Source organism: Thermoactinomyces sp. DSM 45891, assembly GCF_900119485.1.
GTDB lineage: Bacteria > Bacillota > Bacilli > Thermoactinomycetales > Thermoactinomycetaceae > Baia.
Window position 1 is genome coordinate 1 of sequence record NZ_FPJZ01000005.1, and the last position, 22289, is coordinate 22289.

Genomic DNA, 22289 nt, shown 5'->3' on the forward strand with positions numbered 1-22289 from the left:
GGACCTCAAGGTACTACCGGACCTCAAGGTACTACCGGACCTCAAGGCCCTACTGGGACCTTTGCTACAGGTGATTTCCTATTCACATTCCAAGGAAATACCGGAGCAAGTGGAAGTGCTCCTGTCGGCTTTGGAGATACCATAAACTTTATATCCGACACACTGGAGATTGAAGTAACTTCTGGTTCAGCCAATGTGAAACTAGAAGCTCCTACTTTTACTAGTAATAATCTTCACATACGCAAAGGAGTAGCAGATGTTGTAGATCCAGATACACCGATAGTATTTGAAGGCACTCCAATTCAAAATGGGACTGACATCACTTATTCCCCACTTGTTAATCCGACTACTTTTACCTTAGCTGAGAATAAAGCATATTATATTTCATACAACGTATCATTCTCTAGACTAAACGATGAACCTCTATTTATAACACCAAGTCTAGTTTTAAACGGGGTTACTTCCATCCCTGAAAGTCAGTGCGCTTTCTCAAATGGCAGTCCGCCCTTAAACCTCGTTACTAGCATCGGTACCTCCTTTATTTATAATGCTGTGACTCCACCTAATGAATTGACTTTACAAGTTAGTTTTGCCACTGGTGCCACCTTTACTGCTCTTCCGTATACAAACATATCCTTTATAGAATTGGGCGGCGCTACGGGAGTATAATACAAAAATTCATTACACTCTAAACAACGTATTCATCATCGTTAGAGAGATCCAAGCGGTTGAAAGAAACAAAAACACCCCTCAAGTCCCATTACTCTCTGAAGGGGTGTTTTCTATCTGATTCAACACCAAAAAATCCTCGTCAAATCGGATAAGTAACTGAATTTAGTTTTTCGCGTAATTCAGACGCAAACTCTTTTCGCGTACTAAGATAAAACTGGCTCTCTCCGGTTAGATGAACACGAACAAGGCCGGCCGCTCTCAGTGTCATAATATGATGATGAATATTTCCTTTTGCTCCCCCTATATATTTCAAAACATCTGTAAAAGTATGTTTCTCTACAGAAAGGAACTGTAATATATCTAAGCGCTTTCGATCAGATAGGCTTTTTCCAATACGAATCAGCTCATCTATATTTGATGGTTCCGTTTTAAGTGGAAACCATACAAATATTTTTTCTCTCAAAATACTAAAAGTATGTAGAGGGCTAAAGTGAATAGATGGGATCATAATGACATGTTTTATATCTTTTATTTCAATCTGAAGTCCAGTGGCAAAGTGCTCAACTAGCTGGACGGAAGACATTTGTTCCTTTTGTTTATTGAAAACATGAACCGCTTTTTCTAGCTTATCCTCCATCTTTTCAAATTGAAAATACTGCTCATTCCATTTAGATAGAAAATAAACAAGCTGATTTCGTTGCTTTTCTAAATCTAATAATATCTGTAAATCTACTTCTCTGATATGCGGTGCTAATAATTCATACATTTCAGCCGCAGTTAGCCCTTTCAACCAGCTTAAAAATAACTCTATCTGTTGATTTTGGGGGCACTTTTCAATCAATAAGCAAGCAACATTCCCTAGCGCCAAATCTTCAAACTGCGCTAACTCTTTTTCAAATTCAGCTGTTAACCTCTCTTGTACGTCCGTAATCCACCCTATTCCTTTATCTAGATACTTTAGATTTGCTCTTCTTTTATATAAAAGAAGACTTAAAAGAAGTTCATATGCAATTGAATTTCCTGTTTCTACTTGATAAGTCATATTTACCCCCTAATCTTAGGTATTAAATAAATCATAACACAATAAGTGATGAGCAAAGAACGACAAAATGATTCAATTAGTATTTACATATGTTTATAGTTCAATTATTATTGAACTATAAACATATGTAATATTGTATAGAACTTATAAAATCAACAATCGACCAATGAAAAAGAGCACCTTTGGTATTTTCTTCAAAAAAATCTAGGAGGAATCATAATGAATTTTAGGTTAAACGAACCTACTTGTTGGAATTTGAATAATTTATATCCTGAACCGAAAGAAACTGCCTTATCTAGAGAATTAGATGAATTAGAAGTTATTTCGCATCCACTACTACATAACATGAAACACCCTTCCACTTCAAATCTGATTAAACCGGAAACACTTTCTTTATTATTCCAACTGATTAGACGAATTGAAAAAGCTGACTCCTATTATTATTGTCTTTCTGCTGAAACACCTAGACATACCGGAAACACCTTACTATATAACCGAATCTCTACACTTAAAGCGGGAGTTCGTTCTCTCAGGTCTGATTTAGGACGACAACTCTCCCTGATGACAGATGAACAATTCGCTGATTGGTCTATTCTTCCTGCTATTCGTCCATTTCTTTCTGATTTATTAACTCTCCGTAAGAACTGCCAAACACTCCCTAGCGATCTAGAGGACTTTGCAACAAAACTTGCCGGAGATGGACTTAAAGCTTTAGAACATATGTATATCCAACTTCGTAATAAGTTACAAATTTACATAGCAGATGGGGTTCATGAAACAAAGTTATCTTTTGGTGAAGCAAACAGAATAGCACTTAGTGACCCAAATCCAGATAGACAAAAACAAGTATTTCAATCTCTGAAACAAACCCTAGAACAAGAGTCAGACCTTTTCGCTTCTGTTCTAAACCAGATTACCAATCTTCGTCTAGCCCTTTGCCATGCTCAAAAGCGAAAAGATGTATTAGACGAATCACTGGAATTAAGCGGACTTTCCCGTGATACACTTGATACCATGTGGGGAACCATTGACAGTCTGCTTCCTAAACTAACTCGTTATCTAACCATGAAGGCGACCGAGTATGGACAGGAAAAAATCTCTTGGCATCAACTAAAAACTCAATCCCACGTTTCTACTCAGATTCCTTTCCCTGAAGCTATGGAGCAAATTGTTCAAACATCTAATCAATTAGATCCAGCAATGGGTGACTTCATACATCAAGCTGCAATGAATGGATGGATCGATGCTGTACCAAGTAAACACAAACAGCTAGGTGGCTTTTGCGCTCCCTTTATCAGTGATGGTGAATCCCGTATCTCCTTACATTATGATGGAAGCGTGGAGAGTGGTAGAATTCTAGCCCATGAATTGGGACATGCATGGCATTTTCGACAATTAGAAGATTCCTCCTCCATTGTTCTATTGGAAGATCGATTTAGCATGACCATTGCTGAAACATCTTCTATCTTCTTTCAGTTACGCTTTGTCGATGATATGATTCAAAATTCGAAAGATCGCGAAGAGAAAAAAGCATTACTTAGTTGGAAAATACAAGACAGCCTTATCTACGTGATGGGAATTCGTGCAGCTTACCTATTCGAAACTCAGCTCTATGAAAAACGGAGCTCTGGTCCTTTGAATGCAAGACAGTTAGAAGATATATTCATAGAGACTCAGAGGAAATCTTACGGAGATCAACTTAGTGAATATCAACCTTTTGAATGGATAAAAGCAATACAATTTTATAGACCCTATGTCCCCTTCTATAACTATCCATATACCTATGGTTATCTTTTTAGCTTAGGTCTAGTAGAAGTAGCCAAGCAAGATGGAAAACAATTTGCTAAAAATTTTAATCAATTTCTAAGAGAGACAGGAAAAAAATCAGTAGAAGATTTGTCACTTCAACACTTCAATATTAACCTTTCACATCCAGATTTTTGGCATCAATCGATCCAACGTATTGTAGACGATATCGAAGAATACATTCATCTATCTACAACATAACGAATCTGTGATTACCAGACAATATTTACAATGAAACAACCTCCTGTACACGTACTCATGAAGTATGATATAGGAGGTTGTTTCATTGTATTAAGTTTGATCACTGGATCTCGACTGTTGGCCACAAAGCAAAAAAGTTCGGATGTATTCAACTATAAATAGATCGATTATTCTCCACCCGCATTGTTGGAAACAGCCAACTTATCGACTAGCCTTCTACTAGATGTATTCAAGTTTCGGATCTCTACGGTATTATGTTTTTCACGAAGTTTTATAACCACTTTGTCAATCGCACCTACCGCAGAATCATCCCAGACATGTGAATGGGTAAAGTCGATTATGATGTGTGTATGTTGGACAGTAAGGTCAAATGACCTTATAAAATCTTCAGCAGAAGCAAAAAAGAGTTGTCCCTTAGCTATATACTGAATATCGGAATCAGATTGTTGCTTTGTGACCTGCATTTTAGAAATGTTAGAAGCAAAGAAGATAGCGCTTAAAATAACCCCTGCGATAACCCCTTTGGACAAATCATGTGTATAAACAACAATAGATACTGTCACTAACATTACGATTGCATCGCTTTTTGGAGCTTTTCTTAAATAAGAAAAAGAATTCCAGTCAAAAGTCCCGACAGACACCATAATCATAATCCCTACGAGAACAGCCATCGGTATCTGAATGACGATATCACCTAGAACAATGATGAGAAACATTAAACCCATGCCCGCTACAAAGGTAGAAAGCCTACCACGACCTCCAGATTTTACATTAATTACAGATTGCCCAATCATTGCACATCCAGCCATACCTCCAAAAAATCCTGTGATAATATTAGCTATACCCTGTCCACGAGCTTCTCTATTTTTATTACTATCTGTATCCGTCATATTATCTACAATTGATGCAGTTAACAGTGTTTCTAATAATCCTACAATTGCTAAGGCAAGTGAATAGGGAAAAATAATAGCTAGTGTGTTCATGTTAAAAGGTACATCAGGGATAAAAAAGGTAGGTAGAGATTGATTCATAGCACCTAAGTCACCGACAGTTCGCAAGTCCATATCACTAAATATAGCAACCGTTGTGAGGATAATGATGGCAATAAGCGGTGAAGGAATAGACTTGATATACCGTGGAATCACATATATCATAAGCAATGTAATCGAAACGAAAAGATAAGTCATGCTAGAAATGCCAATAAAGTGTGGGACTTGGGCCATAAAGATTAAGATGGCTAGTGCATTGACAAAGCCAATCATAACAGCACGTGGAATGAACTTCATCACCTTAGCTACTTTACATACACCAAACAAGATCTGAATAACCCCTGTCAGTATCGTTGCTGCTAATAAATAATTTAGCCCATGTTCTTTCACTAACGGAACCATGAGCAATGCCATCGCTCCCGTTGCTGCTGAAATCATTCCCGGTCGTCCTCCAACAAACGAAATGATGACAGCAATACAAAAAGAGGCGTATAGTCCAACCATGGGGTCTACACCCGCTATAATAGAGAAAGCAATTGCTTCTGGAATAAGAGCTAATGCAACCAAGATCCCAGAAAGCACATCTGCTCTTACATTGGAAAACCATTCTTTTTTAAGTTTTTTTACCACTTTCATTTCACCTTTCATTCTAAAATCCGATGATAAATTAGTATATCATTTTTCCCAAAAAAGAGCCATTTTGAGAAAAGATGATATGAATGATTGGATATAGAGATTATTTTACATAGGAGTGCATATCATGTTGATTGGATATATGAGGCCCTATCAAAACGATATACAGTGTAAACAACAACAGGACATCTTAATAAAGACTCAATGTGAGACATTTATTTTAGAAGAGCATGCCACTGCTAAGAATAGAGTCAAGCTAGTGGAAATGATAGACAACCTTGATTCAGGTGATAAGATTGTCGTCACTAAATTATTTGCTTTAGCGGATTCAACACGCCATCTCATGGAACTATTAGAAGTCATTGAGGCAAAAGGAGCTTTCATTTGGTCTATCTTTGAAGATATTGATACAAGCCACCGACCCAAGCATACATTGAGTGACATGGTAAAGCATCTTGTAACATTCCAAAGTGATATGATAAGTGAAAAAACGAAACAAGGTTTGCACGAAGCCAAACAAAAAGGAGTAACTAGTGGGAGGCCTAAAAAGCCTGATGAAAACGTTCAGCGTGCTATTCAAATGTATCAAAGTAAAAATTATAGCCTAGATGAAATAAAGAGAGAAACAGGCATTAGTAAATCTACACTATATAGGTATATGGAAAGTTAGAAATTAGCTGATATCATGACAACTATAATCCAAAAAAGAAAACAAGCCCCTTTAAAGGCTTGTCTGCTTTTCACTCTTCTTTTGCTCTATTTGTCGAAAAATCTCTTTCCGCAATAAAGGTTGGGGATCTTGCCAATGTTCAGGCTTCATCACTTTTCCATCGGATTCTCGATAACGTGGCTTCCCGTCCTCCCACAACTTCGACATGTTCGCACGATGCACGATGTCAAACAGTTCACCTGGGTCGACTCCCATCTCCACCAATGTCCCTAAAGAAAAATACATTAAATCAATCATAGCGTCCGCTTGATCTTCTAATGTTTGTGATTCAGCAAACTCCTGTAATTCTTCCTGCATAAAGCCAATTCGTTGCTTTACTCGATCTTCAGGAAGTAACTGCGGCTCTTCTGGTGCGGCGAGTCCAAAGGACTTATGCCATGATTTTACTTGTTTCCAAGATTCCCTCATCATTTTTCACTTCTCTGTCTCTACATTTTGGTTACTTGCCTCTGGATCACAAAATATTTAACCGAACGAGTAGTCCCCAGTATTATAGCTCGTTCCTCTACCCCAATATTAAACTTTTTCATCGAATCATCAAGATAGCTTATCATTTTCTCATAATCATCGGAGGTTATACGAGCCGAATGATTTCTCAAACCATCTTCCATCCAATGTTCTCTAGAACCCAATATACACGCAAATAGCGAAATCGTAAATCGCTTTACCTTCTGAACTTGGCACAATCGGAAAGTATGATGAAGCGATGGATCAATAAAAACACGGTCGATAAAATCGGAAATAATAGCCCTAATAACTTGGATGCCATATTTATCATACAAATTCATTCGTTGGTCGTCCAACCTCAGCTTCATACACCGCCTTCTCCAATCTATACGAAAAATGGGGCAAAATGTAATTATAGTATATGACAACCAACAAAATTGGACAATATTCCCTGTTGTGAAATATTTGATATCAACCAGTATTTTTTTCTATTTGGAACTCTGTATTTGAATTTTTTACGATGATGTTAAAGAATGATAAAAAATAGAAAGCCACTAGGAGCTCTATAGAAGGGGCTCCCAGTGGCTTATGAAATCCTGTATCTTACAAATCTCCAAAGTCGAGATTGCTTGCTTTTGTGTAATTGGTTACTTTTTGTTCAAAGAAGTCTGTTTTGGTAGCATTAAGGTTGGAGAAGCTCTCTACCCATTTCATCGGGTGCGTTTGAATTTCAGGATATAAAACCTCAAATCCTAGGCGGCTCAAGCGTTCGTTGGATAAGAATTTAATATACTTCTCCAACACCTCATTATTAATCCCTTGAATCTCGTTGTTGGTAATATATTTGCCCCACTCAATTTCATGTTCTACTGCTGTTCTCGTCATTTCGCGCAGTTCTTCAACAAACTCTGGCGTAAATAAGTCTGGATTTTCTTTGCGAAGCTCTCGGATCATGTTTTGGAATAAAACAACATGAGTTAGTTCGTCGCGTTGAATGTACTTGATGATGGTGGCAGTGGCTGTCATCTTTCCTTGTCTCGCTAATGCATAGAAGAAGGAAAATCCACTGTAGAAATAGAGCGATTCTAGCAAGAAGTTAGCCATGCATGTACGGATAAATTGATGATCTGTTTTTTGATCGACGAACTGTTGATACAAGTCAGCAATAAAGCGATTTCGCTTCATCAGATGCTCATCGTTCCGCCATTCGTCGTAGATGTTCTCCCTTGTATCAGGAGAGCATACGCTATCTAAAATATAGCTATACGATTGCGCATGGATCTCCTCCTGAAAAGCCTGCACGTTCAGCAAGGAAGAAACTTCGGGTGCTGTCACATATTCATGGATGTTAGGTAAATTTTCTCCTTGAATAGAATCAAGGAAGTTAAGAAATGAAATCGTTTTATCAAAAGCTCGACGTTCAGCTGGACTTAGTTCTTGAAACTCTTTCGCATCCGAGGCAAGAGGGATCTCTTCTGGAATCCAAAAGTTGTTTAGCATGGTTCGATATAACTTGTGAGCCCAATCGTACTTAATACGGTTCCACTCTCTCAGGTTGGTGGTATTCCCGTTAATGAGACGCTGTGTACCTCTTTGTCCGTCTTCATTAAAAATTTTCTTCCGCTCTAGTTGCATGTTTGCGCTCTCCTCTCGTTACGATGAACAACTTACACATTCTTCTATTTCTACGGATTGGTTGCGAATATAGTAAATGGTTTTCACACCATTTTTCCAAGCATCCACATAAAGCTCTAAAAATTCTTTCGCGTTTGTTTCAGGCGTGATATATAAGTTAAATGATTGAGCTTGATCAATATGGCGCTGCCTCATTCCAGCAGCACGGATACTCCAACTCTGATCAATTTTATGTGCTTCTTTGTAATACCAAGTGGTCTCTACCGACAAATTAGGAGCTGTTTGAGGAATAGATGCCCCCCGCTTTTCTTCCACGAAAAACTTTGCATACACTGGGTCAATTCCCGCGGTAGAGCCAGCGATCAAGGAAGTGGAACCAGTTGGAGCAATCGCCATGACCCAGGCATTTCTCATCCCATGCTCGGCCACTTCTCGTTGTAGCTCTGCCCATCTTTCGCTACTATAGCCACGTTTCTCAAAATAGACTCCTGTCTCCCACTCACTTCCAGAAAAAGCCGGATAGGATCCTTTTTCTTTGGCATGTTCCATCGAAGCCCGAATAGCTTGATACGCAATCTCTTCAAACAACCGATCTGCCTCTTCCACGTGATCTTCCGATTCCCACATAATTTTCTGTTGGGCTAGATATTGGTGATAACCGCTTGTTCCGAGACCCACAGCACGATACTTGTGATTCGTAACTTCTGCTTGCTTGACAGGATACATATTTAAGTCAATTACATTGTCAAGCATCCTCATCTGTACCGGAATAATTCGAGCAAGATCCTCGTAGCTATGCACTCTGCCAAGGTTAATAGAGGAAAGGTTACACACGACGAAATCACCAGGTTTTTGCTTATTAACGATGATTCCATCCTCAATTTCTTCACTCATCCACTCCGTTGCAGACATGTTTTGGCAGATTTCCGTACAAAGATTAGAGGAGTAAATCATCCCTTTGTGTTTGTTCGGATTGGCTTCATTCACTAAATCACGGAAGAAGATGAAAGGAGTACCTGTTTCAAAAGCACTAACCATAACCCGTTTCATAATATCGATCGCAGGAATCTCAATAGAATCAAGAGATGGGTGATTTTCACATTCCTGATAACGTTTCTCAAATTCAGCTCCAAAAAAATCTTCAAGCGAGTATCCCATCACTTCTCTTACTTCGTGTGGATCGAATAAACTCCATATACCCCGCTGTGCTACACGCTCCATAAATAAATTCGGAACGCAAACCCCTGGAAAGATATCATGCGCCTTTAAACGGTCATCCCCATTGTTTGTTTTTAAATTGAGGAAATCTAGAATATCGGAATGCCACACATCTAGATAAATAGCAAACGCACCTCGACGAACGCCTAACTGGTCAACCGCCACAGCCGTATTGTTGTAATTTCGAATCCATGGAATCACACCGCCTGATGCACCTTTATGTCCACGGATTTTAGAACCTTTTGCTCGGACTTTTCCTAGATAAATTCCAACTCCGCCACCATACTTGGAGACTTGAGCCGTTGAAGAGTTTGTCTCATAGATAGACCATAAAGAGTCATCCACTGTATCGATAAAGCAAGAAGAAAGTTGATGAAGAGGCTTACCAGCATTCGCTAATGTTGGAGTAGCAACCGTTAATTCAAGTCTGGATAACACCTCATAAAATTTTTCTGCCCATAACACAGGGTTCTGCTCCTTAGAAGCTAAGTGCATAGCGATAATCATAAAGCGCTCTTGAGGTAACTCCATTACTTTCTGTTGAAAGTTACGTACTAAATACCGATCTGTCAGAACTTTCAAGCCAATATAGTTAAAGAGTTTATCTCGTTCAGGTTTCATAACAGTAGACAAGTAAGCAATCTCTTCTGCACTATATTTCTCCAATAAATATGTACCGTACAAGCCTTCCTCAGTTAGAGTACGAATTAGTGAATAAAAGTCTCCATACTTCTGAGAAGCATCAAATTGACGGTTTTCACCTGCTTGTCGGTAGAGAAACATCACTAAAAAACGAGCAGCCACAAACTGCCAGTCTGGTTCCTCCACACTCGTTTTTTCAACCGCTACTTGAATCAGCAACTGAATTTGCTCTTCTAGCGACATATTTTCTCTTAGCTGTAATCGAGTATCTTCTTCTAAGCTAGTAAAATCGAGGTAATTAAAGTCACGTTCCACCTCTGTTAGCCAATTTCCAATTTTCAGGTTTACCTCTAACCCCTTTATTTCAATCATACATCCACATCCGATCCATATATAGTGACTATTTGAGTATACCCGACACTATATATTGTGCAAGCTATTTGAGAACCCAAAAAAATAAGTTATGATTCATTATCTCGGAATTTCCAATTTGAAACGCTCAATCTCTCCATGTTGCGCACATTTTTGCGAGTTGACGAGAGTGAAAAAAAGAAACCATTTAGATAGTTAACTAGATATATAACCATAAGTATTTATTTTATATAAAACACACAAAAAATCTTATAAAAGAAACATACTCAAGGGCTATCCTAAAGTAGATTTTCTCTTTAAGATAGCCCTAGCTTATTCAAGTATGAATCGCAATGATATAGAATAACAGCCTAGTAAATCATTCTTCATAGAACGGTTATCATTTTATAAACTCTTGCTCCAGTCATCCACTTGGCTGCCCTCTATAAATCGCTCACAGTCTAGTGCCGCCATACAGCCGGTTCCAGCCGCTGTAATCGCCTGACGATAAACATGGTCCTGTACATCACCACAAGCAAATACTCCAGGAATATTCGTGCGTGTGGTGCCAGGTTGTACTTTAATATAGCCTGTTTCATCAGTGTCTAGCTGATCTGGTAAAAAGCTTGTATTTGGAGTATGACCAATCGCCACAAAAATCCCATCTGTCTCGATGACCTCTTCTTTGCCTGTCTCGTTATTTTTCACTTTTAAACCCGTAACACCTTGATCTCCCTTTACTACTTCGATAGGAGTACAGTTCAGACTCCATGTGACCTTCTCATTTTCTCTAGCACGCTCCTGCATGATCTTGGATGCTCGAAGCTCCTCCCTACGGTGTACCACTCGAACTTCAGAGGCAAATTTCGTCAGAAAGTTCGCTTCTTCCATCGCGGAATCGCCACCTCCCACAACAATAATTTTCTTGTCGCGGAAAAAGAAGCCATCGCAAGTTGCACATGTGCTTACACCCATACCAATGCTTTCTTTTTCATTGGGAATTCCTAATAGTTTAGCAGAAGCACCTGTGGAGATAATTAATGTCTCCGTCTCCACTACTTTCTCTTCACCCATATGTAATGTAAATGGCTTGCTAGTCAAATCGACTCGATTCACCCACCCGCGTTCAAATCGTGCACCAAAGCGCTCTGCTTGTTTACGCATATTCTGCATCAACTCTGGACCCATAACCCCTTCAGGGAATCCAGGAAAATTTTCAACTTCCGTTGTAGTGGTTAATTGTCCACCCGGTTCTGGACCCTCAATCACAAGCGGATTCATGTTTGCACGGGCTAGGTATATCGCTGCCGTTAATCCCGATGGACCCGTTCCAAGTACAACTACTTTGTTCATTTGAAAGCCTCCATTTTCATCTAAATTCACTTAGATTATACTATATATTATTAAATAATAACTCTAGTTTATCAGTAATCCATCATTATGGATAGTCTCACTACGTATTTATAGTATGGATTTTCAAGGGCCGATCATACCTTCGAAGACGTATAGATTAAGCGGGAGCGATAGTAGTCTTTTTCTTTGTAGAATTTTATCCTACTTGTGAAGAAAAAAATAAAAAGCCCACAATGGGCTTCATATTATCTAGCTCTTCTACGATTCACTAAGATTTTTTTGTAGACAGTAGGATTCAGTCTTTTAAATAGTGAACTTCCGGGGGTAATATTTACTTCATATATCCAAATTTTACCATTTGGAGTAATAGCTAGATCGACACCAAACTCTCTCCAAGAAGGATACGCTCCAGAAATCGATTTTACCGATTCAGCAGCAATCTGTTCAAGTTGATTTTGCGTTTCTACAGATTGTTGTTGAGAGTAACCTAGTTTGGAACGTAATAATGTGGGAACCAAGATAGTAGTGCCTCCACTCGAACCATTTGTAACAACTCCTAATGATGGTGCTTGTTTGCCAATCAGCCCCATGCAAGTCCATTTTCCATCTATTCGAATGAAATGTGCCCTAATATCAAAGGCGCGTCCTGATTTCATAACACTATTAATTCCTTGTTGCACAAGATATGTTCTGCCTTTCATTTTTCTGGCTAAAATCCGATTATATGCCGCTTGAACACCTGAAACAGTCGCTCTCCCTTTTAAATCTCGATCCTTAATGAGGAATTGGCCATTTGCTAGTTTTTCAACCCTCATGACGCCTTTTCCTTGGCTTGAATCGTTTGGCTTCACATATATCAAATTATACTTCTGACACATTTGTTTAAGGTTCTCAAGAGAGAAACGAAGTGTTTCTGGAAGATGAGAAGCAGTCGTAGAGTTCCGACGAAGTATTCCATAATTGCCAATCTTACTTATCACTTTCCCGTACCTCATAGTTCATCCCCTCTTTCTGAGATAGTATAGGTTATGCGAAAGAGGATGAAACTCTTGTACACTAGCATATTCTATTGATAGATAGGTTTTTCATTAATAGTTAGATAGATTCGAACGTTAAATTAGAGAAACAAAAAAAACCAAGGATCGAAGAATGTAAAAACACTCTTCGATCCTTGGTTTTTTGACAGGAACTAATTACGCTCCCAGTATTGATGGTGGATTACTTTCTTCTTTACACGATCCGTTTGAAATTGCTCTGGATCTGTTACTACCTTTACTTGAATTTCACTCAGGATTCCATTTCGAATCATGATCCCGATCTCAGGAATTTGATCTTGTATATCCAGTTGGATTTGTTTACGAATACAGTCCGTGATAAAGGGACTGTCAATCCAGACCAACAGCTTATTACCATCTACCTGTATCCAAATAGTAGCCTTATCCAGATACCGGAATGCGGCCTCCTCTATATCATAGAAACTAATTTTCTCACCATGTTTCCATTCTGTACCGACTCGTTTTACAAGCGATTGAAAGCTAAAAAACGTTTTATCTGCTATATGTATTGGTTTAAAACCACGAATCACATCATAGGTAACAAAACGAACAGCAGGAAATGTTTTTCTAGAAAATGATGTAAGCACTAGAACCCGTTCATCTTCCCTCAGTAAGTCTGCATCCAATCCAACTTCTTCAGCTCTTATTCCTTCAGGTACTAGGTCTTCTACAAAAAGATAACACCCATGCTCATGCGAGTAATAGGCAATAGTTCCAATTTCGATCGATCCCACCGTATCCATGATATCTTGCCGGTCTATGCGTAAACGAGAAGCCACTTTTTTCTGCCACTCAGCACTAGCCACTTCCCCTACTAATATAACTTTCTGTATCCCAAATTGCTCTGGATGATCGGTAGCCGATAGAACACTTTCTAAAATGGATGGCATTGTATACAGACAATCAGGTCGAAATTGCTTTAGTAATCTCACATGATCTTGTACAGGCAAATGATACGGAATATCTTCACAAATTAATCCTACATTCTTAAAAACCTCTATGGCAGTATTTGCGGCATGCCCTGTGCCCATATCGGACATAGCTGTTCGAATGGGTTTATCTTGGAGAAAACGGGTATAAATCTGTACTTTTTTATCCAAATAGTACTGATCATCTTCCCTTGAGTAAGCAATTTTTTTCCTTTTCTTCGAACTGGTCCCGGACGTTTGATAAATCTTCCAAGCTGGATGAAAATCTTGATGGTAATAGTGTTTTTCTAGAATCCCTCTCGTAATCAACGGCAATTTCAACAGACTATCTGGTTTCATAGAAGGTAAGTAATCCTCATACCAGGGAAAATAAGTAATCATTTCATTTATTTTCGTTTGTAATTTCTCTTTTTCAATCATCCTCACCACTCACTTTCTATCAAATTTCGTTTAAATCATTATATGAATTTGTGTCAGGGCGAATTCCTTCTGCCGTGAACAATTCTGAACTTGTACATATATTGGTGCAAAGGGGTGAGGTTCATTGAAAAGATATTCATTTCGTTTGTCTAGCAAATGGACTAAGACACTAGCTTTATCAAAAAGCAATCATCTTAAAGCTAATATTCCGACAACCGGAATGTGGAGTAAAGAGAATCTCCAAGACTTTTTAACAACATATCAAATGGTGTATATAAAACCAGACCACGGTTCACAAGGAAGAGGAATTATTCGAGCTAGCATCAAAGAAGGAAAGTATGAAGCGCGCTATGAGAAGAGTACTAGGATTTTTTCAAATTTCAACCAATTATATAAGTTTATAAGTAAATATAAAGGAAAAGAAAAGTATTTAATTCAACAAGGAATAACGATGTTAACCCACAAAAAATCTTCTTTTGATTTTCGAATTATGGTTCAACATAATCCCAGCAAGCAATGGGAAGTAACCGGTATAGCTGGACGTGTAGGAAATAAAAAGTTGGTCGTAACGAATGGAAGTAAAGGAGCTACCATTAAACCCATTGCAACTCTTCTAGCACCCTATGTTCCTAATGGGAAATTACAAACATATATACGCCAACTAGAAACATTTAGTGTATCTATTGGGACACATCTACAAAATGTATACCCAAGCATTAGAGAAATCGGACTTGATATCGCACTTGATTCCAATCTCAAACCATGGATCTTGGAATTTAACACCAGTCCCGGCCTCCATCCTTTCGCAAGATTACCTGATAAGCGAGCTCTTTATAAGATGATTCGTTATGGGAGAACCTATGGTCGTACCAAGTACCTATATTAAAGGAACCACCTTTTTTCAAAGGTGGTCCGATCGTTTGTTTCAATCTAATGGGGAGGCTATACTCAGGCCTGCCCGTTTACTTATTTTGTACTAAAAGTGCCTCCAAGATGAGGGAAACATCCTTTTTAGCATCTTTATTGATCCAATCGGGATTTTTAGATGCTACATCTACTACTTTCCCAATTGAAACAAATCCATTTGCTTTATAAATGGTTCCTAGAATCCAATTCCCTTTTGCATATTCCTCATGTGCAAGAGTGAAATATTTTTTCGCTTGATCCGTATGTTGTAAAATAAGTTTTTCCAGCTTGGGATTGATCCATTTGCTGTTTTTTACATATTCATATAAAAAATCTACATCCACTTTTGCCACAGGAATCGCGGCAACCTGGGCTTGTTCCATATTTCCTACTGAATCAATAGAGCGAAATGACAATGATTGCGATTGCTCTCCATTCAAAGATATGGGAGCTAAATACTCCTCCCAATTTTCCTTTCCCTCAAAGCGGTATTCTACTTTCTTCACTGCCGTATCATCTGTTGCTGTTAGAGTAAGAGTGGCTTGATTTAGATAAGTCCCAGTCGATAGCTTGGTCCCTTCTACGGAATAAGTAGTAACAGGGGGTTTTACATCAGAAGGCTCGCCTGGAAGTGGCTCGATCGGTACACGATTAATCGTGACAGCCTTTGAATATACAGCCGATTTATCGAGACGAAGACGGAGGGTAGCCGATCCTGTTGTGGATGGTTTTATTTTCATCGTAAGATTGATTTTCGCTTTTCCTGCTGCATCTGCCTGGATATCAAACGGAGCACTATATCCATAAGAATCTGGCCACGTACCGTCTGCTTTTTTCAACATAGCTACTTGCGTACCGCCTGCTTGATAAATCCCTAGATCTAAACCAGATAATGTCTGACCCGGTGTTACATGATCTACCGTAACACTCAGCCCAAATTCTTCACCATCAGGTAAGACGGATTGATGAGTAAGGGTATAAACGGGTTGAACTGGAGCTGCTTGTGAGGAACCATACGATCCAGGTTTAAAAGTACTAGGGTCCCACCATTTATAACCTGCTTCAGGTGCTGCCCAAGGCTCTGTCTGAGGTTCAGTCGAGGCTGCTGGCTCTTCCATCGGCAGTGTAGGTGTTGGCTGATCTAACTGGAGTCCTTCTACCTGATCCAAGCTAGTATATGTTTCTTTTTTTGCCAACCAATTAACGGTATTTACTAGCAATTTTGCATCATCTTGCTCTTTAAAACCATCATAGGTAGTCTTCTTTTTTCCATTTTCCTCACGTAGATATTTAGGAGTAATATCTTCAACTGGAGAAGAATCACCGATAAAAGCAGCTTTTCCTTGTCCTTTTTTCGATATCGCCATATAAGGACCTTCTGCTACTCCACCACCCATATAGACTCCCTGGTCAACTGAGTGCGCCCATTTAGCATTCGTGGTTGGCAGATATACAAGTCCTTTTGCTTTCTTAGGATCTGTAATCATCAATGTGGAACCTGCATGCATTGCTACATTTGAAACCCCAGAAGTAATCCCAAAGCTTTGTTCAGGAGCTACAACATGGTTTGCCGTCACATCCCCAATTGCATTATATCGGAAGCGAATACCAAACTGATCGTTCAGCCAGTCCGTACTTGTGACATCCTTCATCGCTTCCGAATTTTTCTCCTCGTCACTCATCCCCTTTGTTGGATTTCCAAATGCTCCACGTCGATAGCCATTCATTACCTCGGAACCATCCCAGCGGTTCTTATTACGGTCTGCATTATAGTGATCCCCTATGAAGAAAATACTACCACCTTGCTCTACATATTGTTTCATAGCGGCTTGTTCGGTTTGTTTATATGGGATGTTTGCTTCACCGATAACCAGTACATCGTATCCCTTTAAATCGGTAAGTGTAATCGGAGCTTTCTTGCGCAATTCTTTCACATAGAAACCATCATTAGCAAGTCCATTTGCAAAATCTGAAAACCCACCATCAATTACCCAGTCAGCCGCACCAGCGGTTTGTCCATGAGTATTATCAAATAATACCTTTTTCCCAGCATTCCCATTTACAACCTTTGGACTGATAAATGGGGCAGGATCAGTTGAACCCTCTGCGTGAACAGACGTTTCATTCCAAAAATAAAGTGGAATCGATACTGTCAAGATTGCAAACGAAAGGACAAGCTTTGAAGATTTCCTCAACAAGCTTAGCATAATACTCCTCCTAAAATTAGAAAAATTATGACTACACATTCCCCTTAGATCGAAACAAACAATCCTATCATAACATGAAATCAAACATATAACACGAAATTATCAATAATTTTATACCTTTTATATCGAAAATTTACACTTTATAAACTACTAATACTCATTACGAAAAGCCCTCCATCGTTATCAGCAAATGGAGGGTGAAACACATTTCATTAAATCGCTTCTGTAGCATATTTGATTTCTTGTTCAAGATGTTGCATATGATGCTCTGTGGTCTTCTCATCCCAACTTAATTTCTCTTTCATGTATTGTAGGACAAGCTTTTTCCATTCCCTAACCCACGCTATATCAAATAATAAACTACCTGTTCTACGAATAAAGAAGTCAGCTGGAGTGGCTACCATTTCGTATTCCATTCCGTATGCAAGCGCTCCATATACTTCCGAAGAAAGATGATATTTTTTAGCCTCTTGATCGCCTTTGTTTATGATTGCATACACTTGATCGATATTGCTACCGTAGCGGTTAGCTAGACGTGATGCTTCTTCTCTAGACAATCCTATTTGAACCCCTAGTTCTATTTTTCCTTCAATAAATGCTTTATAGCCATTAGAACCTCCTAGATCCCCGCCAGAGAGAACCATTTTCTCTGTATGGCAGTCTTTGAAGCTTCTTCCCTCTTCTTTTTCAAGCCCGGAGCCAACTAAATCAACTACTCGTTCAGCCATCTTACGATACCCAGTCAATTTTCCACCAGCAATCGTAATCAATCCTGATTCAGAGTGGAAGATCTCATCTTTTCGAGAAATCTCAGATGGAGATTTTCCTTCTTCATGAATGAGGGGCCTCACTCCTGCCCAACTTGATTCTACATCTTCTGCTGTCAAACCAACAGAAGGGAACATATGATTAGTGGCAGCAATAATGTAGTCTCGATCTTCTTTTGTCATCCTAGGATGGGTAAGATCTAAATGGAAATCAGTATCTGTTGTTCCGATATAGGTTTTACCATCACGTGGAATCGCAAAAACCATACGTTTATCATGGGTATCAAAATAAACAGCTTGACCGAGTGGGAATCTCTTTTGGTCTACAACAATGTGTACACCTTTTGTCCAATGCAGATACTTCCCTTTTTTAGAACCATCTTGTTCGCGCAATTCGTCTACCCACGGCCCTGTAGCATTTACAATCTTTTTCGCGTAAATGTCGAACTTCTTACTAGTTAATAGGTCAATCGCATTTATACCGACTAACTTACCATTATCATAGATAAGACCTTCTGCTTTTACATAATTAAATGCTTTCGCACCATATTCAGATGCTTTTTTCATTACTTCTAACGTAAGCCTTGAATCATCAGTACGATATTCTACATAGTATCCAGAACCCTTTAAATCCCCCTTACGAAGAAGGGGTTCTTTCTCGAGAGTTTGCTCTAGGTTTAGCATCTGACGACGCTCATTTTTCTTTACACCTGCTAATAAATCGTAAATCCAAATCCCAATCGAGCTGGCTAACTTACCATAAGTTCCACCTTTTACGATCGGTAAAAGCATCCATTCAGGTTTGGTAACATGTGGTGCGTTTTCATACACAATCGCACGTTCTGTACCTGTCTCTGCAACAATTCCAAATTCCAATTGTTTCAGATAACGTAATCCCCCGTGAACTAGCTTTGTGGAACGGCTTGATGTTCCTGCCGCGAAATCCTGCATTTCAATTAACACTGTGTTTAATCCTCGTGATTGAGCATCCAGCGCAATCCCGGCACCCGTAATTCCACCACCAATTACCAATAAATCGACCTTCTCTGAGGATACTTCTTGCAACTCTTTTGTACGCCCATTAACAGAAAAAACAGTACTCACCCTCAACTACCTCCCTTTTTCTCAAAAAGGAAAAACCACACTACCCTAACACAAATATGTTAGGGTGATGTGGTTGATCTCCTCATCTCATCCATTTATTAACTTGTTCAATTTGTTCCGAAATTATTTAAATGTACGGGTAGAGCTCACAGCTTTCACCCAACCATTATACAGCGTCTCGCGAGTCTTGTCATCCATATCCGACTCATAGTCGCGATCCACATTCCAGTTTTCAGCAATTTCTTGCTTGTCTTTCCAGAATCCAACCGCAATCCCTGCCAGATAAGCCGCACCTAACGCAGTTGTTTCTAGAATGACTGGTCGCTCAACTGGTACACCTAGAATATCACTTTGGAACTGCATTAAGAAGTTATTGGCAGTGGCTCCACCGTCTACACGTAGCTTCTTCAACTCAATCGAAGAATCCGCTTCCATCGATGCTAATACATCTTTGGTTTGATAGGCAAGAGACTCTAGCGTTGCTCTTACTAAATGAGACTGATTGGTTCCTCTTGTGAGGCCGAAGATTGCACCTCTTGCATCACTATCCCAGTACGGCGTTCCAAGACCTACAAAAGCTGGTACCACATATACACCCTCTGTAGAGTCTACTTGTGTAGCAAGTTCTTCTGTGTCGTTAGCTGACTTGATTAATTGTAATCCATCACGAAGCCATTGGATCGCAGAACCAGCAACGAAGATACTACCTTCTAATGCATATTCCACTTTCCCGTCAATGCCCCATGCGATGGTTGTTAATAAACCATGCTGAGAACGAACCGCTTGTTCCCCTGTATTCATCAGCATGAAACAACCTGTTCCGTAAGTGTTTTTCGCCATTCCTGGTTCAAAACAAGCTTGTCCGAATAGAGCAGCTTGCTGATCTCCAGCAATCCCTGCAATCGCGATCTCTTCACCAAAGAACAAGGACTTCTCCGTCACTGTATATACTTCTGAGGAAGAATGAACCTCCGGAAGCATGGACTTCGGAACAGTTAGGATTTCAAGTAATTCATCATCCCATTGCAAATCATAGATATTGTACATAAGTGTACGTGAAGCGTTGGTATAGTCGGTCACATGTGCCTTGCGACCTGATAACTTCCATACCAACCAAGTATCAATCGTCCCAAATAACAAATCGCCATTTTCAGCTTTTTCTCTTGCCCCTTCTACATTGTCCAAAATCCATTTTACTTTGGTGCCAGAGAAGTAAGCGTCAATTAGCAAACCTGTTTTATTGCGGAATAACTCATTATGACCTTTTTCTTTTAGCTCTTCACAAATACCAGCTGTTTGTCTAGATTGCCATACAATCGCGTTGTAAATCGGCTCTCCTGTGTTCTTATCCCATACAACAGCTGTTTCTCTTTGGTTTGTAATTCCGATGGCAGCCACTTCATGCGCAGAAACAGGATGCTTAGCTAGGACTTCAGAGATAACGCTTTGTACAGACCCCCAGATCTCCATCGCGTCGTGCTCAACCCAACCAGCTTGCGGAAAGATTTGTGTAAACTCCTTCTGTGCAGTACCTACTATCTTACCTTGTTTATCAAATAAGATTGCTCTAGAGCTTGTCGTTCCTTGGTCAATGGATAACACATATTTCTTTTCCAATACAAACACCTCATTTATCTGTATTTTAATAGGATAACCTAGGCGTACTTATCTATTAAATAACGAAACCGTATGCAACCGCTGCCAAGATCGCTCCAACAATCGGTCCAATTACTGGGACCCATGCATATCCCCAATCAGAAGATCCTTTACCGGCAATTGGTAGAATCGCGTGAGCAATACGAGGTCCCAAATCACGCGCTGGGTTGATTGCATATCCAGTTGTTCCACCAAGCGACATACCGATCGAAACGATTAAAAATGCTACTGCCATCGTTTGTAGTCCATCAGCAAATACTAGGCCTTTTGCCCCGAATGCTAATAAAATGAAAACGAGAACAAATGTACCGATTGCTTCACTCATAAAGTTCGCAAACGGACTCCTGATCGCAGGACCTGTAGAGAATACTGCTAATTTATCTGCAGGACTTTGTGTTTCCTTCCAATGTGGTAAGTAGTGCAACCATACAAGAACGGCTCCTAAGAAAGCCCCAATCATTTGAGCTACAATCATCGACCCCACTTTTGCCCATGCTAGCTTTCCAGCTACGGCAAAACCAATTGTTAGCGCAGGATTTAAATAAGCTCCACTATAGTGGCCTACCATGTAAGCCGCAAGCATTACAGCAAAACCCCAACCAAATGTAATAACGATCCAGCCCGAATTCTGGGCTTTTGATTTGTTCAAAACTACCCCCGCTACTACTCCATTTCCTAAAAGGACTAGAAGCATAGTACCAATTAATTCTGCTACAAAAATAGACATTTGAGATGCCTCCCTAGTATTTGGTAGTAATGGGATGAGTGTAAAATACAGATTATTTAAACATCAGAACGAAAGAAAAAAGACTCACAACAAAACCCTTCATCCTTCTTCATCCAGAAGCAGAAGACTTTCCGTGACTCTCCTCATCTCATCACTACTACTATTAACTTGTGAAAACGATTTCATGGACTATATTAAATGATTATGTTGCCTATGACAAGCCTTTTATTTAGAATTTCATTTTCCAAAGTTTCTCACTTGACGTTGTAGCCGCAACAGCTCCTGCTTGAATCGCCTGCTTTACTTCCTCTTCTGTCCGAATCAATCCCCCAGCGAGTGCTGGTATACCTGTATGTTCTACAACTTCACGTATAATATGTGGCATAATTCCAGGTAAAACTTCAACAAAGTCGGGTTTAAACGACTCGAGCAATCGATAACTTGTATTTAGAGCATGAGCATCTAAGAGAAAAACCCGCTGAATCGCGATCAGTGATTTCTTTTTGGCCACACTTACCACAGGAGTTCGAGTTGAAATAAGTCCCGCGGGTCGAATCGTTTGACAAAGAAACTCAGCAGCATACTCGTCACTGCGCAACCCCTGTACGAGATCCACATGTAGCAATACTTTTTTCTTATGTTGATTTGCCAAATTCATTAATGCCTGCAATTGAGCTACATGGCTATCCAAGAGAATAATATATTCGAAATTCGTCTTCATGAGCCTCTCAAATTGCTTAATATTCTTCGCAGCAGGCAGGATTTTTTGGTTTTTAAAGTGGTGATTCATCATTTCCCT

The 22289-nt window shown here is 39.4% G+C and carries 17 protein-coding genes and 1 pseudogene; 4 read left to right on the forward strand and 14 right to left on the reverse strand.

Features of this window, described 5'->3' with window-relative positions; genetic code table 11:
* A pseudogene (locus BT147_RS15455) lies at positions 1 to 669 on the forward strand (hypothetical protein); the annotation flags it as partial.
* A gap of 142 nt (positions 670 to 811) precedes the next feature.
* On the opposite strand, the gene BT147_RS06265 reads toward BT147_RS15455, so the two are convergent.
* On the reverse strand, positions 812 to 1714 hold the full coding sequence (locus BT147_RS06265; protein WP_072332349.1) for a winged helix-turn-helix domain-containing protein: 903 nt from the start codon (positions 1712 to 1714) through the stop codon (positions 812 to 814).
* A 219-nt stretch (positions 1715 to 1933) separates the two neighbouring features.
* On the opposite strand from BT147_RS06265, the gene BT147_RS06270 reads away from it, so the two are divergent.
* Positions 1934 to 3721: a M3 family metallopeptidase gene (locus tag BT147_RS06270; RefSeq protein WP_072332352.1), complete on the forward strand. Its 1788-nt coding sequence runs from the start codon at positions 1934 to 1936 to the stop codon at positions 3719 to 3721.
* A 167-nt stretch (positions 3722 to 3888) separates the two neighbouring features.
* Here the strand turns inward: BT147_RS06270 and BT147_RS06275 are convergent, their stop codons facing one another.
* Entirely contained in the window at positions 3889 to 5340 is a 1452-nt protein-coding gene (locus BT147_RS06275; RefSeq protein WP_072332355.1) for a SulP family inorganic anion transporter, read from the reverse strand.
* Between the two features lie 130 nt (positions 5341 to 5470).
* On the opposite strand from BT147_RS06275, the gene BT147_RS06280 reads away from it, so the two are divergent.
* The gene (locus tag BT147_RS06280) at positions 5471 to 6013 is read left to right on the forward strand and encodes a recombinase family protein (protein WP_072332358.1); all 543 of its coding nucleotides are present in this window, start codon (positions 5471 to 5473) and stop codon (positions 6011 to 6013) included.
* Between the two features lie 51 nt (positions 6014 to 6064).
* Here BT147_RS06280 and BT147_RS06285 read toward each other — a convergent pair whose 3' ends face one another.
* From BT147_RS06285 to BT147_RS06315, 7 genes are all read right to left on the reverse strand, one after another.
* A complete protein-coding gene (locus tag BT147_RS06285; protein WP_072332360.1) occupies positions 6065 to 6481 on the reverse strand; it encodes a pyrophosphohydrolase domain-containing protein in 417 nt (138 codons plus the stop codon).
* Positions 6482 to 6501: 20 nt separating this feature from the next.
* Entirely contained in the window at positions 6502 to 6888 is a 387-nt protein-coding gene (locus BT147_RS06290; RefSeq protein WP_072332363.1) for a globin family protein, read from the reverse strand.
* Between the two features lie 235 nt (positions 6889 to 7123).
* A complete protein-coding gene (locus BT147_RS06295) occupies positions 7124 to 8155 on the reverse strand; it encodes a ribonucleotide-diphosphate reductase subunit beta (protein WP_072332366.1) in 1032 nt (343 codons plus the stop codon).
* 18 nt (positions 8156 to 8173) lie between these two features.
* Positions 8174 to 10387, reverse strand: a complete 2214-nt coding sequence (locus BT147_RS06300) for a ribonucleoside-diphosphate reductase subunit alpha (protein ID WP_072332369.1) — start codon at positions 10385 to 10387, stop codon at positions 8174 to 8176.
* Positions 10388 to 10771: 384 nt separating this feature from the next.
* A complete protein-coding gene (gene trxB / locus BT147_RS06305) occupies positions 10772 to 11719 on the reverse strand; it encodes a thioredoxin-disulfide reductase (RefSeq protein ID WP_072332372.1) in 948 nt (315 codons plus the stop codon).
* Positions 11720 to 11964: 245 nt separating this feature from the next.
* Complete coding sequence (locus tag BT147_RS06310; RefSeq protein WP_072332376.1) at positions 11965 to 12714, reverse strand: YheC/YheD family protein; 750 nt, start codon at positions 12712 to 12714, stop codon at positions 11965 to 11967.
* Positions 12715 to 12908: 194 nt separating this feature from the next.
* Positions 12909 to 14123, reverse strand: a complete 1215-nt coding sequence (locus BT147_RS06315) for a phenylacetate--CoA ligase family protein (RefSeq protein ID WP_072332379.1) — start codon at positions 14121 to 14123, stop codon at positions 12909 to 12911.
* A gap of 124 nt (positions 14124 to 14247) precedes the next feature.
* Between BT147_RS06315 and BT147_RS06320 the strand changes: the two genes are divergently transcribed.
* A complete protein-coding gene (locus BT147_RS06320; protein ID WP_072332382.1) occupies positions 14248 to 15009 on the forward strand; it encodes a YheC/YheD family protein in 762 nt (253 codons plus the stop codon).
* A 76-nt stretch (positions 15010 to 15085) separates the two neighbouring features.
* On the opposite strand, the gene BT147_RS15055 is transcribed toward BT147_RS06320, so the two are convergent.
* The 5 genes from BT147_RS15055 to BT147_RS06345 all read right to left on the reverse strand — a co-directional run bounded on the left by BT147_RS15055 (position 15086) and on the right by BT147_RS06345 (position 22280).
* A complete protein-coding gene (locus BT147_RS15055; RefSeq protein WP_072332385.1) occupies positions 15086 to 17236 on the reverse strand; it encodes an OmpL47-type beta-barrel domain-containing protein in 2151 nt (716 codons plus the stop codon).
* A 212-nt stretch (positions 17237 to 17448) separates the two neighbouring features.
* Positions 17449 to 19107 carry a glycerol-3-phosphate dehydrogenase/oxidase gene (locus tag BT147_RS06330; protein WP_072332388.1) on the reverse strand — a complete coding sequence of 553 codons (1659 nt, stop codon included), beginning with the start codon at positions 19105 to 19107 and terminating at the stop codon, positions 17449 to 17451.
* A 123-nt stretch (positions 19108 to 19230) separates the two neighbouring features.
* Positions 19231 to 20724, reverse strand: a complete 1494-nt coding sequence (glpK, locus tag BT147_RS06335; protein ID WP_072332391.1) for a glycerol kinase GlpK — start codon at positions 20722 to 20724, stop codon at positions 19231 to 19233.
* Between the two features lie 55 nt (positions 20725 to 20779).
* Positions 20780 to 21490: an MIP/aquaporin family protein gene (locus BT147_RS06340; RefSeq protein WP_072332393.1), complete on the reverse strand. Its 711-nt coding sequence runs from the start codon at positions 21488 to 21490 to the stop codon at positions 20780 to 20782.
* 229 nt (positions 21491 to 21719) lie between these two features.
* On the reverse strand, positions 21720 to 22280 hold the full coding sequence (locus BT147_RS06345; RefSeq protein WP_072332396.1) for a glycerol-3-phosphate responsive antiterminator: 561 nt from the start codon (positions 22278 to 22280) through the stop codon (positions 21720 to 21722).
* Positions 22281 to 22289: the final 9 nt, after the last annotated feature.

Bases quoted from the DNA above. Each gene is read 5' to 3' on its own strand.
- BT147_RS06265 (WP_072332349.1), bottom strand. From the start codon at position 1,714: ATGACTTATCAAGTAGAAACAGGAAATTCAATTGCATATGAACTTCTT.
- BT147_RS06270 (WP_072332352.1), top strand. From the start codon at position 1,934: ATGAATTTTAGGTTAAACGAACCTACTTGTTGGAATTTGAATAATTTA.
- BT147_RS06280 (WP_072332358.1), top strand. From the start codon at position 5,471: ATGTTGATTGGATATATGAGGCCCTATCAAAACGATATACAGTGTAAA.
- BT147_RS06285 (WP_072332360.1), bottom strand. From the start codon at position 6,481: ATGAGGGAATCTTGGAAACAAGTAAAATCATGGCATAAGTCCTTTGGA.
- BT147_RS06290 (WP_072332363.1), bottom strand. From the start codon at position 6,888: ATGAAGCTGAGGTTGGACGACCAACGAATGAATTTGTATGATAAATAT.
- BT147_RS06295 (WP_072332366.1), bottom strand. From the start codon at position 8,155: ATGCAACTAGAGCGGAAGAAAATTTTTAATGAAGACGGACAAAGAGGT.
- BT147_RS06300 (WP_072332369.1), bottom strand. From the start codon at position 10,387: ATGATTGAAATAAAGGGGTTAGAGGTAAACCTGAAAATTGGAAATTGG.
- trxB (WP_072332372.1), bottom strand. From the start codon at position 11,719: ATGAACAAAGTAGTTGTACTTGGAACGGGTCCATCGGGATTAACGGCA.
- BT147_RS06310 (WP_072332376.1), bottom strand. From the start codon at position 12,714: ATGAGGTACGGGAAAGTGATAAGTAAGATTGGCAATTATGGAATACTT.
- BT147_RS06315 (WP_072332379.1), bottom strand. From the start codon at position 14,123: ATGATTGAAAAAGAGAAATTACAAACGAAAATAAATGAAATGATTACT.
- BT147_RS15055 (WP_072332385.1), bottom strand. From the start codon at position 17,236: ATGCTAAGCTTGTTGAGGAAATCTTCAAAGCTTGTCCTTTCGTTTGCA.
- BT147_RS06340 (WP_072332393.1), bottom strand. From the start codon at position 21,490: ATGTCTATTTTTGTAGCAGAATTAATTGGTACTATGCTTCTAGTCCTT.
- BT147_RS06345 (WP_072332396.1), bottom strand. From the start codon at position 22,280: ATGAATCACCACTTTAAAAACCAAAAAATCCTGCCTGCTGCGAAGAAT.